Here is a 12,703-nt window from a genome sequence, read left to right on the forward strand (position 1 = left end):
GTGGGGTAGAACTATTTTTATTCAGCTTCCGGCAACCAGAAGAGACCAAGCTCTGCAAGCTTACCTCTGGTCGGACGACCTTCTTTGTCCCAACCGGACATCTCGTAGTAGAGCTGAATGCACTCAGCAAACGAGTCTCTATCGAAGGCAACATCCTTGAGCGGACCAGCAGGCATCTTCTCATACCATCTTTCGATGAGCTTGTCGTCTGCGGGGGTGAATCCGCATCTGTTGTTGAAAATACGGGCCATAACGTTACCACGCTCAACAGCAGTGACAATCTCGAAAAGACTGCTCTCCCAGCCGGTGATTGCCTCAACCGCTTCAACAAGACGCGGAAAAGTCATTGCATGGATCGGCACAGAACAGAAGTTGCAAAGACCAAGGAGGTTATTGATACCCCATGCTTTCTGACCGATATAAAAGAAACGCACCTTAGCAGCATCAGTCTTCAGCGGCTCAACCGGATCGAGTAAACCGAGCGGGAAGAGCTTTGCCACACCGTCGCCCATAAATGCGTGATCATGCGGAGTCTCGATATGATCTGCACCGGTAGGAGAAAGTGCGAAGCCCATAGCCATACCGGACTTACCACGACCATCGTGGAAGGCAGGCTCCTGACCCTTGACATGCATTGCATACTTCTCCGCACCATTACCAATCTTCTCGGCAGCACGCTTAACACCAAGGCTCAAGGTCTCACCGATCCCCTCACGGGCAGCGATTTTTTCGATCAGCCAGAGCATACCGTCTGCATCACCAAAACCGATTGAGCGTCCCTCGAAATCCTCAGCGGTGAGGATGCCGTTTTCAAAACACTCCATGGCGAAGGCAACAACAGCACCGGTGGAAACAACGTCGAGACCGAGAAGGTTACAGAGCTGGTGACCACGTGCAACCGCAGCGATGTCGGCAATAGCGCACATGGAACCGAGGGCTCCGATCGACTCAAACTCAGGACCACCGAATTTTTTATTCAGCGGGTAAGGACTATCGGCCTCTACGCGACGCTTACAGGCAACTGAACACATCCAGCAGGTACCGCGACCGGCAAAGATGGTCTCGTGGTAGTGCTCTGCTGCAAGGGTCTTCCAACCCTCGAACTGACCTTCTTTCCAGTTACGGGTCGGCAGGAAACCTCCGGCGTTAACGCCCTCAGTCAATCCTGGAGTGCCGTACTTGGTAAGGCCGACGTTGGGCGGATGTACCTTAACCTTCTCGCGGTGCCACTGGGCGATCTCTTTTACTTTGTCCGGATTTGCGAATTCGAGTTTTCCGGTACCACGTACGGCGATGGCTTTGAGCTTCTTGGAGCCCATAACCGCACCCATACCGGTACGTCCATTGAAGTGCTCGATATCATTCTGCAGAGCTGCATAGGATACAAGATTCTCACCGGCTGGACCGATACCGCATACACGTACCTTCTTGTCGGTCGCTTCCTCGAGAGCAGTCAGAGTCTCTGCGTTATCCATGCCCCAGAGATCTGCAGCATCACGGATCTCCACCTCACCATCGTTAATCCAGAGGTAAACGGGTGCATCTGCAGCACCTTTAATGATTACTGCGTCAAAACCTGCAAACTTCAGTTCAGGTCCGAAGTAACCGGCCGCCTCAGATTCGGCAAAACCACCGGTAAGGGGCGACTTCGCACCTACAGAAAAACGGTTGAACCCGGAAATCGGTGCACCGGTTACAACGCTGGTAGTGAATACCATTACGTTTTCAGGCCCGAGAGGATCAATATCCGGTTTAATTTCTTTTAATAAAGTCTCACCGATGATTCCGGTACCACCCATATAGGTTCTGTACCACTTCTCACCAGGCTCTTTAATTTCAATTTTTTTATGGGTCAAATCCACATAAAGGATCTTTCCGTTATAACCAAATGGCATTTTTATCCTCCACAAACATGCAAAAGCTTGTGCATTTACAGTCGTCCAAATTTTCTTACGAAAAATTGGCCATACATCTCATCTGCACTGGTATTAAATTCCGTTGCTTTCCAAACTAAAATTCAACAGAAAATCACTATGCATCCTTCCCTTCCAACCGCTTTTCGCCAGACATCCAGACCGTTCCCTCAGGGAAACCCGGTTTTTTGTCTTGCCGGCAACTTTTCCTGCATTTTCAGTTTATTATGAAAATCTCATGGTCAAATAGAAGATTCAGCAATAGATATCTGTTTGAAATTACCTTTCGAATCTTTTTTACCAAAATACGTACTATACCTACCGCCCAACCCCACCTGCTGACTGGGTGCCTGCAGGCGGGTGCGGTGTAAGCGTAATACTACTTATGCTTATGCAGATTCGTAGAGCTTGGTCATGATGAACTCACGATGACCCAGAGCCTCGGCAGCGGTCAGACGACCGTTTGCGGTGCGAACCATCATGTCGAGAAGCTTGTCGCCGGCCTCGTCCATGTTCATCTCGCGGCGAACAATGCCGGATACGTCCACATCAAAGTGCTCTTCCATGGTTCTGAGGGTACGTGGGTTGGAGCACAGCTTGATTACAGGAATCAGCGGGTTACCAATGATGTTACCCTGACCGGTAGGGAAGAAGTGTACTACGAAACCGGAAGCAGCACAGAGGGTTACCATCTCTGCTGCTGCAGAAGAGGAATCCTGGAACCAGAGACCTGGGCCGGTAGGAGCTTCTGCTTTGTCGAGACAACCAACTACTGGAGCCTTGGTACCGATCTTCTGGATGTTACCGAGCGCCTTCTCCTCGATGGTGGTGAGACCACCCTCGATGTTACCCTTGGTAGGCTGAGAGTCGGACAGATCGGAGGTCTTGTTGTCATCGACCACCTTCTGGTACTTGTCGAACATTGCCATGAAGTCTGCACGTACTTCGTCGTTTATACAACGTGCAGCTACCAGGTGCTCGCCACCGGTAAGCTCAGTGGTTTCACCGAAGAGAAGAGTATTGCCCATCTCGTACAGTTTATCGTAAGCGTTACCAACGGTTGGGTTGGTTGCGATACCGGAGGTGGTATCGGACTCACCACACTTGGTGGATATCCAGAGCTCGCTGATGTCACACTCTTCACGCTGAATCTCAGAAGCTGCCTGGAGGAAGTTCTTCGCTTCACGGGAAGCTGCACAAATGGTATTCAGGTCGCCGTTCTTTTCAATTGCAAAACCTGCAACCGGTTTACCGGTCTTGGCAATACCATCTACCACCAGGTTCGTCCACTCTGGCTCGATACCGATAACGATTACAGCAGCAACGTTCGGGTTGGAACCTGCACCGATCAGGGTGCGGAAATGAAGCTCGAGATCTTTACCGAACTGAAGACGACCGTATGCATGAGGAATTGCAAGGGTGCCCTTTACATTGTTTTCTACTGCTTTTGATGCTGCGTTGGAAAGATCATCCAAAGGGAGGATGATTACGTGGTTACGAACACCAACACGACCATTTTCACGACGATATCCTAAAAATTTAGTTTCCATTTTCTACCACCTCTTGGTTTTAACGTTGTGAACGTGTGTGTGCTCGCCTTTCTTGATTGGAGCTACAACCTTGCCGATATCGGTGTTGTACTTGATTACGGTATCGCCTACTTCCATATCTTTCATAGCGACTTTGTGTCCGATCGGAATATCGCTCAGAATCTTAATGGTGACGGTCTCATCTTCCTTCATGACCCAACCAGTGATCTCCTGGCCAGCCTTCAGACCCTCAACAACTACGACACCTACCACGTCAGCGGCTTCGTGTACTAAAAAATCGATTGCCATGTTAGTCTCCTGCAATGGTTTCTGTGTGAATCGAGAGAGTTGGTGGGTTAACCCTCTTCTGTTTTTCGGTTTACCGGTTTTCGATTCACTTCTATTTTAGGCCGCCCCTCTATGTTGCTGGCGGCGTACTTATAATCCAGGTTTCAAACGCTTCAGCTACGAGCTCAACAAGCACCCCTGAAATTCAGCGGGTCATTGAAAGGGGCTCTACTTCTCTTTCTCGTAGTAGTACATGGTATTTGCATTCATGATTATGCCAATACGGGGAGTTCCCTCGAATCCGTCCAGCCACTCGCTTAGAGCCTCTTCCGGACGTGCTGCACGCAGCTGGCACTGCTTCAGAATGGCCGGATCGAGTTCGGATGTAACCGCTACATCAAACTGATCGAGAGTACGGCCAAAAAGAAATGCTTTGTGGGCGCCCATCTTGAAACCTTTCGCCCTAAAATCGCTTACAACTTGCTGTGGGGTTTCAAACTTGGAAACGTAATTGAGGTATACATCGTCGCCTACTCCCTGGGGAGAAGCTGCAAGCAGCAGGATCTTACCGCCTGGCTTAACCGCCTGTGATGCGAGGTTCAAACCCTTTTGTGCCTGATAAAGACAGATGTCTTTCGGGTAACCACCACAACTGGCGATGACAATGTCAAACTTTTCATCAATACCTACGCCGTAGAGAGCGGCACAGCTTTTGGTACCCTCAGACAAGGTATCGAGGGGCTTACCGACCATAATCTTGATAACGTCTTTGTTCGGTGCCATTACCATATTCACGGCGAGGTTAACGCCGACCAGCTCACCAGCCTCATTGAGATCCTGACGAACCGGGTTCTCTTCGAGCACACCCACACGTGCCTGCTCATTGAACATGAGGCCGTGGTTATGCTCGATGGTTTTTTCGCTGCCGCAACCGATAATCACACCTTTCGCACCACCGGTAAATCCTACGAACTGGTGGGGATCGATCTGACCGATCACTATTTTATAATCAGCCTCACCATAGACCGCGTTCACCTGTACAGGGGAACCACTGCTGGTGGTACCGAAATCTTTTATTGGGCTATTGACCGCATCATGGGAAATTCGTGCACAGCCTGGCGCCACCTCGGCTGGAACCAACCTGTCGAGATCATCCTGCTCCAGCGGCGGATGAAGCCCACCCCCGACAATGACGGTCACATTCTCCGGCTTCAGTGCAGGCGCATGTTCATACAGCCATTTCAAAACGATTGGCAGCACCTTCTTGACAGGCAAAGGTCTGGTTTCATCAGGCACTGCGATGGCAACCTTCTGCCCTTCTTTCAAATCAGGCAGCAGACTCGCATCTTTTTCTCCGGCATTTACCAGAGCCTCGATTAGCGCCTGCTCAACTGATGGCACCGCTGCAATCTTGTTTGGCTCCAACACTGTTACATCGGCTGAATCCGGAACTTCAACTTCAATAGTTCCTTCACCATATTTTAATTCAAACTTCATATTTCACCTCTTTAAATAACATACTGAGTGTTATGCAAAAGACGGGCCACAGCCTTTTTTTAAATACATTTTTGTCGATATTCAGCAGGAACTAGCTACATACCGATCGAAACGCTACTCCAGCCCATTGAAAAGTAGCAGTGATTGCTTACGAAATCATGCCCAATATCCGGCATCGCGACGAATATTGGGCTTGTTTTTTCGGCACTCTTTAGTATTATTGGGCACTCAACACATAATCGTTATCCTCTATTGGTGCCCAATGAAGTGGAATACAGATACCCGATATAAACTGTTGCTCGACATTAACAACGCCATTGCTACAGAGAAAAACAGTGAGAGTTTGTTCCAGGCCCTATCCAAGGAACTTCATAAACATTTTGAACATGACCGGCTGGCAATCATTCTCTATGATCAGGAGAATGGGTCGATCAACTACTTCGCCGCCGCAGACGGTGTACAACCCGGTGGAGTTGTTGCCAATAATTCCCGGCCACTGGCCAATGGCGCAATTGCTAAAATCGCCATCCGCTCAGGCCAGCCCGCAGTTTTCGACGATCTCAGTCAATACAAGGATCTTAGTTCGGTAGGTGACCTGATCAAGGCAGGCCTTACCTCAACCATGGTTTTCCCGATGATCGTCCGGGACAAAACCATCGGAACAATCAACTTCAGCTACCGACAAAAGCCAAATTATATCAGTGAGCTTACAGAACTCCTGAAATCGGTAACCCAACAGATAGCTATCGCCGTCGACAACATGCTGGCCTACAGTTCGCTTGAGCATAAAAATAAACACCTCAAAGAGAAAAACAAATACCTGCTCTCAAACACCCAGGATTATAAAGCTGACGGCTTTTTCTATGCATCCGATTGCATGAGAGAGGTAATAGAGCTCCTCGACAAAGTCGCCAGAACTGATGAAACAATCCTGCTCACCGGCGAGACCGGAACAGGAAAAGATTTTCTGGCCCGGCTCATTCACGAGCGCAGCCATCGCAGCAATCATCTTTTTGTAAAGACGAATTGCCCCGGTCTTACCTCATCGCTCTTTGAGAGTGAACTTTTCGGCCACTCCAAAGGTGCTTTTACAGGTGCTGACAATAACCGACTGGGCCGATTTGAACTGGCGAACAAGGGCACCATCTTCCTCGACGAGATTGGTGAATTGCCTATTGCCATGCAATCCAAACTGCTCCAGGTCCTGCAGGAAAAACAGTTCGAACGCGTGGGTGAAAGTTCTTCCACTCCGGTTGATGTTCGTATTATTGCAGCCACCAATGTCGATCTGCTCGAGAATGTGCAAAACGGTGAATTCCGGCAGGATCTCTACTATCGCCTGGAAACTGTCACCATCGAAGTACCTCCTCTCAGGAAACGGCCCGAGGATATTCCTCTCCTTATCACCAACATCAACGCCAGCGAATCTGAGCGTATGAACCGGCCGGCGCCGATATACACCGAACAGGTACTGGACACACTCTCCGGGTATACCTGGCCCGGTAATATCCGTGAACTCCGCAATCTGGTCCGGCGCCTGATCATTCTTCACCCTGGTGAGAGAATCGGCTCTGACGAAATTGAAAAAACCTTTTCACTGAAAGCTACAACCCAGGAAAAACCTGATAATTTCCAGACTCTTCAGCAGGCGGAACGTGATCACATCATCGATGCGCTCAGCTCCTGCAAAGGAATTATCGGTGGTAAAAAAGGCGCCGCCCATCTGCTCGGTATTCCCCGTTCTACCTTGCAGTATCGCATTAAAAAGCTTGGCATTAACCCTGCCGAAATCTAGCCATCATCGAGGTCTGGTCAATTGGCCCTGCCCAGGCCTCATCAACTTAATGTATCGGCAAACTACACCTGGGGTTTTCCGCCAGGGATATTTGCTGAAGTCGATAAAGCTTAACAGTTCAACTCACGGCTAACCGTTAAAGATCCAATCAATTTACCCTATACTTCAGCTGTCGATTCCATCATGGATATTGATGCCACGCACATCCTGCTTGAAAGTTTTGAAGTAAAAAAGGCTATGGCTTCAGAGTATCCAGTCATCCGAAATAGCTGTCAATTATGACTAATATGCTTAAAGTCTATTGCTGAGAAAATCGCCTACACCATTAACAACAGTATTTCGACACCCCACAGTAAGGATGGTACCATTCCGATGACAGACCACGATAAACTCACCGACCTGAAAGCATATTTTGAAAAGCTCGGCACCATAGCCGTGGCATTCTCCGGTGGTGTGGACAGCACCTTTGTAGCCTGCCTTGCCGAACGTGTACTTGGTGACAAGGCAATCGCAATTACAGTCGATTCCCCCTATATACCCCGCTGGGAGATTGACGAGGCCAAAGAACTTGCCGCTTCTATAGGTATTCGTCACGAACTGGTCACAGTAGAAATCCCCGAAGAAATAGCCAGCAATCCCTTCAACCGCTGTTACCTATGCAAAACAGCCCTGTTTACACTTATTCAGGAGAAAGCCAGAGATTTGGGGTTTACCAACGTGGCAGATGGCTCCAACTTCGATGACACCAAAGATTATCGGCCCGGCCTGAAAGCACTGTCTGAACTCCGGGTGAAAAGTCCGCTGATGGAAAACCAGTGGACCAAAGACGAGATACGCGCTGCCTCAAAAGAGCTGGGCCTCGCAACCCATGACAAACCTGCCTACGCCTGTCTGCTGACCAGAATTCCCTATGACACCCGGATCAGTCTCTCTGATCTGGTGAAAATTGAAAGGTCCGAAACCTACTTGATGTCACTTGGCTTCCGTGCAGTACGGGTTCGCTGCCATGGCGATCTGGCACGTATCGAAGTTAACCGCAACGACCGAAGCAAACTCTTTAACGAAGAGCTGCTTGATTCGATATCCGAACGACTCAAAAGTTATGGATTCAAATATGTCGCCATAGAAGCTGCCGGTTATTCAATGGGCAGTCTCAACAAGGCGATTCCCGCCCCATAAACCCATTGTTTTTTCACCAATAACATCCCGGGTAATCATTCTTTTCTTATTCATTTCCTGGATTGCAAGGATTGCAACATTCGGCTAGGATTCAACCTGTCTATATCTGCCCGAATATTTCATCAACATCATGAAACCTTCGGGTCAACCTGCTGCACATTCATTTGAAGTTGAACGAAGTCACCTTCCACTCTTTTCTTTTTCAGTAAAGGAGATGAATATGCGAGAGTTTACCCTGTATGATCTGTTCGTTCGTAATGCCAGAAACAATCACGACAGTACAGCGCTGATCTCAGAGATCGCCGGCCATGAAAACCTCAGTTTCGGCCAGCTCCTGAGCCGGTGCGATCGACTCGCAGCAAGCCTGCATAACCAGGGAATTAAAAGCGGTGATCGCATTGCTCTTTTGTCGATGAATCATCCAGGCTTTTATATCCTGGTTGGCGCCCTCGCCAAGATAGGCGCTATCCTCGTTCCATTGAACTGGCGGCTGGCTAATGATGAACTGTCCTATATCCTTGCTGACTGCAGGCCGATTCAATTTTTTGCAGATGACACCCAGCTGGGTAAGGCACGCGAATTGGCAGAACCTGCCAATATCCCGGTGGTAAAGATTGAACAGGCCCTGACGGCTTCAGATACAACTCCACTCCCCGCGATATCCCTTGAACCAGATCATCCCGCCTGCATCATCTACACCGCTGCCGTTGAGGGCAAGCCACGGGGAGCCACCCTGAGCCATAACAATCTGTTGAGTGCAAACCTGCAGGTTATAACATCCATGGGCCTGAACTCAGACGACGTAAACCTTGCCATGCTGCCGCTGTTCCACATTACCGGGATGAATCTCGCCCTGGCAGTCATGCAGATGGGCGGCAAAAACGTTGTTATGGAAAAGTTTGATCTAGAACGGACAATTGCAATCACTGGCCGTGAACAGGTAACTATCATGGGCAGTTTTCCACCGATCCTTGCCCGGATAACCGACGCCATGACAGAAACGGGCACGTCACTTCCCAGCCTCAAATATGTTGTGGGCTTAGACGGGCCGGATAACATAAAACGGTTTGAAGATGTTTCGGCAGCCAAATTCTGGATACTTTACGGCCAGGCTGAAACCTCTGGTTTCGTTACTTTTTCACAGGCTTCAGATAAACCTGGTACTGCCGGCAAGCAGGGACTTCTCAGTAACTTCATGTTGGTAGATGAAAACGACGTGCCTGTCAAGCAAGGGGAAACGGGTGAAATAGTCGTCCGCGGTCCGCTGGTATTCAATGGGTACTGGAAACAGCCTGAGGCAAACGACTTCACTTTCCGTAACGGTTGGCACCATACTGGAGATCTCGGCGCATTGGACGAAGGCGGATACCTTCTCTACAAAGGAAGAAAACCCGAAAAAGAGTTGATTAAACCCGGTGGGGAAAATGTCTATCCCGCAGAAGTTGAGGCGGTAATACTGCAGCATCAAGAGGTGGAAGCCGTTAGTGTAATCGGCGTGCCAGACTCCAGGTTTGGCGAAGGCGTCAAAGCTGTCTGCGTTACCACTCATGGCAGCACCTTAGATGCTAAGAGTCTCATCGAGTTTGTCGGGGCCAGAATCGCCCGCTACAAAAAGCCGGGCTATGTGCAGTTTGTCGAGAGTCTTCCCACACTAGGTGAGGATGGGCCAATTGACAGGAATAAGGTGAAGGAGCTTTACGGATAACCTGAAGTTTTCATAAAAACATCCGAGCAGAGTTGTTACCCCTTTGACCTATTGGGACTTTGCCTGAAATAAATGCGCCTTATCGCAAGACACAGTTCTCACCAATTTTCGGGCGCTGGCGAAATTCGTACAAAAAGGCCGTATGCTACCGAATTATGTAGCATACAGCCTTCTCATTTCACGACCGGGCCGATTTCAATCGGCTTACAGACCTCAGCAGGTTGAGTGAAACAACCCACCTACCGGGACTTTCTTCTCAGCATATTCGTTATAGAGCTTCACGCCTTTCTTGGTTGAGGTCACTATCACCTCAACATCGTTATCTTCAATGAAATTAAGAGTTCTATCGGGAACTTTCAGGCGCATCAATACTCCGCGGGTCAGGATAACCACTTTTGCACCATGGGATAGTATCTCCTTGACATCGTCAATCTGGATACCTCTGGCGTGACCGGTACCATTTTCAGCCCAGTCCCACTCTCTGCCTCCACCCGGCCAGAGCTTGAAGTCCCTGCCGCTGCCGAGCTGCTCAACTTCTATCTTTCCCCATTGGCTTGACAAAATCCTTGGTGATCCATTCCCGTCTTTGTGCATTTATCCACCCCTTTCATCTATTAAAGCGTGAACCTACCCTGCCGCTGCCCCAGCCCCCTTTGAATACCTGCTCAATATAAAAATGGAGTGAAATACTCCAGAGCTTGACTGCTCTCATATAACAAGGAAGAATTACACCAATTATACAAAAAAAACCAGAATATCATGTTACATTTTAGTAGCAACCCAATGGGCCGTAGCGATTCAGGGTTTCAACCTTATTCCTTCTACAGCCCTGGTACAATGTATCAGCCTCTACAATAACGAGCCAGGAAACTGCGTAGTAACAAGACGCTCTACATTTTCACAGTGAGTTCTGCCATGATGATCTCTGAGCAATTACAGGCAATATTTTTTGATTTCGATGGTGTACTGGTCGACTCCACTGAATTGAAAACTCAGGCTTTTTACACTCTCTTCAAGGAATATCCACTTCAAGCCGTTGAGGAAGTCGTTGCCTATCATCGACAACATGGTGGTGTAAGCCGGGTACTGAAGATCCGCTACGCATTTGAGTCCATCCTCAAACTGCCGCTTAAAGAGGCTCATTTGAGAGAGCTGGCAAAGCGATATGAGGATCTGGTAATACAGCAGGTTATCTCAGCTCCCTGGATTTCCGGGGCCAGAGAAACCCTCGGAACGCTTACTGGTAAATACCCTCTTTTCCTTATATCAGGCACGCCGCAACCTGAACTGCGACATATTATCGACAACCGAAACATGTCTCATTACTTCAGAGAAGTGTTGGGTTCCCCCACAACTAAGATAGAACATTTACGAAGATTACTTTCTGAATATTCCCTGGAGCCACAGAGATGCATCTTTGTGGGTGATGCCCATACCGATATGTGTGCTGCTGAGACGCACACTATTCCCTTCATTGGCATCAGAAGTGAATATCAGTTCCCTGACGGGATAACTACGCTGCCGGATTGCCGGAAACTTCCAGAACTTCTGGAGCAAATTGGTGGACACTCAGCGATTGAGAAATAATCGGCAATTAACGAAAAGCCGGTCAGCGCCATTGAATGAGGGCGCGACCGGCTTTTGTATCTTTCAGCCAGAGTGCGTTCGGGTCAATAGCGGATATTCAGCTCGAACTCACGTAGACGTTTATGAATTGAGCGAAGCTCAGTAATGGTGGTCCAGTTAGCAATAAAGATAGAAAAGGACTCACGTACCTTACTGAATGCATTCGAGACCTGGACGAGAACGCCCAGCGTAATAAGGCCGGTGAAAAGTCCTGGGCCCATAATAATGTAGGGCACTATGACCATCAACTGCTCGAAAAAATTGATCCAGACATCGAAATACCCATAGTGCATGAACAGCCTGTTATAGTTGAACCTCAGGCCAGTGAAGAGTTCGACCAATGTTGCAGTCTGCCCATAGTTGACCTTGTCGTCCTCGGCGTAGACCAATTCTTTACGAAAGGCAGCTTCAACTTTCTGGTTATTATATTCAAGCCCCGGCAGCTTTATACCCACAAACCAGGAAATCACCAGTCCACCGACTGATACCAGCAAAGCCACCCAGACAAGGCTGCCATTGAAATCCCGGATAATCGGCAGGTCCACACCACTGCTGAGGCCCCAGAGAATAGGGAGGAAGGCCACAAGCGTCATGATAGCCCGCACAACCTGTAACCCGAGGCTCTCGATGATTTTGGCAAAACGGTAGATATCCTCCTGAATACGCTGACTTGATCCTTCAACCTCTTCCTCAACCTTCTGCCATTTCTCAACATAAGAAAATGTCATGGCTTCCCGCCACTTAAAGGCATAAATTCTGGCAAAATAGGAGGTAACTGTCGCAATAAAAACATATGGCAGAGCGATATACATAAAATCCAGCAAACCTGCCCAGAACTCGTCCACAGAATGTTCTGTAGCTTTCTGGAGCATATTGTAAAACGCGCCGTACCATTTGTTGATTTTTACAGTTAATTGTACCTGGCAATAGAGGGAGAAAAGAAGTACCGCCATCCCCCCCCAAGCCCAGACAAACCACTCCCTGCTTTTAAAAAATGCACGAAACATACAGACGTACCAACGTTATTTGAGTAAGAAATTGCGCCCATTAAGAGCGCACGTATATGCCTTTGAATATGAAATTAAAGGAAAATCACTCTAGCATGTTCTGAGCAGTGTCGCCAGAAAGAACAGGAGGAGAGACTGGCAGCTGGTAACAGCTCCAGACCAGT

The 12,703-nt window shown here is 48.7% G+C and carries 10 protein-coding genes; 4 read left to right on the forward strand and 6 right to left on the reverse strand.

Annotated elements, in window-relative coordinates; genetic code table 11:
* Nucleotides 1–17: 17 nt before the first annotated feature.
* The 4 genes from FCL45_RS16970 to larAH5 all read right to left on the reverse strand — a co-directional run bounded on the left by FCL45_RS16970 (nucleotide 18) and on the right by larAH5 (nucleotide 5,227).
* Nucleotides 18–1,895, reverse strand: coding sequence for an aldehyde ferredoxin oxidoreductase family protein (locus FCL45_RS16970; protein WP_136799941.1), 1,878 nt, complete (start codon nucleotides 1,893–1,895; stop codon nucleotides 18–20).
* A gap of 407 nt (nucleotides 1,896–2,302) precedes the next feature.
* Nucleotides 2,303–3,463 (reverse strand): UxaA family hydrolase, encoded by a 1,161-nt coding sequence (locus FCL45_RS16975; RefSeq protein WP_176360058.1) that lies wholly within the window; start codon nucleotides 3,461–3,463, stop codon nucleotides 2,303–2,305.
* A gap of 3 nt (nucleotides 3,464–3,466) precedes the next feature.
* A complete protein-coding gene (locus tag FCL45_RS16980) occupies nucleotides 3,467–3,751 on the reverse strand; it encodes a UxaA family hydrolase (protein WP_136799649.1) in 285 nt (94 codons plus the stop codon).
* Between the two features lie 207 nt (nucleotides 3,752–3,958).
* A complete protein-coding gene (larAH5, locus tag FCL45_RS16985) occupies nucleotides 3,959–5,227 on the reverse strand; it encodes a nickel-dependent malate racemase, LarAH5 family (RefSeq protein ID WP_136799648.1) in 1,269 nt (422 codons plus the stop codon).
* Between the two features lie 262 nt (nucleotides 5,228–5,489).
* Between larAH5 and FCL45_RS16990 the strand changes: the two genes are divergently transcribed.
* The 3 genes from FCL45_RS16990 (at nucleotide 5,490) to FCL45_RS17000 (ending at nucleotide 9,906) form a co-directional block, all read left to right on the forward strand.
* Nucleotides 5,490–7,022: a sigma-54 interaction domain-containing protein gene (locus FCL45_RS16990; RefSeq protein ID WP_136799647.1), complete on the forward strand. Its 1,533-nt coding sequence runs from the start codon at nucleotides 5,490–5,492 to the stop codon at nucleotides 7,020–7,022.
* A 372-nt stretch (nucleotides 7,023–7,394) separates the two neighbouring features.
* Nucleotides 7,395–8,201, forward strand: coding sequence for an ATP-dependent sacrificial sulfur transferase LarE (gene larE / locus FCL45_RS16995; protein WP_136799646.1), 807 nt, complete (start codon nucleotides 7,395–7,397; stop codon nucleotides 8,199–8,201).
* A 220-nt stretch (nucleotides 8,202–8,421) separates the two neighbouring features.
* Entirely contained in the window at nucleotides 8,422–9,906 is a 1,485-nt protein-coding gene (locus FCL45_RS17000) for an AMP-binding protein (RefSeq protein ID WP_136799645.1), read from the forward strand.
* 213 nt (nucleotides 9,907–10,119) lie between these two features.
* On the opposite strand, the gene FCL45_RS17005 is transcribed toward FCL45_RS17000, so the two are convergent.
* The gene (locus FCL45_RS17005) at nucleotides 10,120–10,500 is read right to left on the reverse strand and encodes an MTH938/NDUFAF3 family protein (RefSeq protein WP_136799644.1); all 381 of its coding nucleotides are present in this window, start codon (nucleotides 10,498–10,500) and stop codon (nucleotides 10,120–10,122) included.
* 321 nt (nucleotides 10,501–10,821) lie between these two features.
* Here FCL45_RS17005 and FCL45_RS17010 point away from each other — a divergent pair, with 321 nt between their 5' ends.
* On the forward strand, nucleotides 10,822–11,493 hold the full coding sequence (locus tag FCL45_RS17010; RefSeq protein ID WP_136799643.1) for an HAD family hydrolase: 672 nt from the start codon (nucleotides 10,822–10,824) through the stop codon (nucleotides 11,491–11,493).
* Between the two features lie 83 nt (nucleotides 11,494–11,576).
* Here FCL45_RS17010 and FCL45_RS17015 read toward each other — a convergent pair whose 3' ends face one another.
* A complete protein-coding gene (locus tag FCL45_RS17015; protein ID WP_136799642.1) occupies nucleotides 11,577–12,539 on the reverse strand; it encodes a putative transporter in 963 nt (320 codons plus the stop codon).
* Nucleotides 12,540–12,703: the final 164 nt, after the last annotated feature.

This window comes from Desulfosediminicola ganghwensis (assembly GCF_005116675.2).
GTDB classification, from domain to species: Bacteria; Desulfobacterota; Desulfobulbia; order Desulfobulbales; family Desulfocapsaceae; genus Desulfopila; species Desulfopila ganghwensis.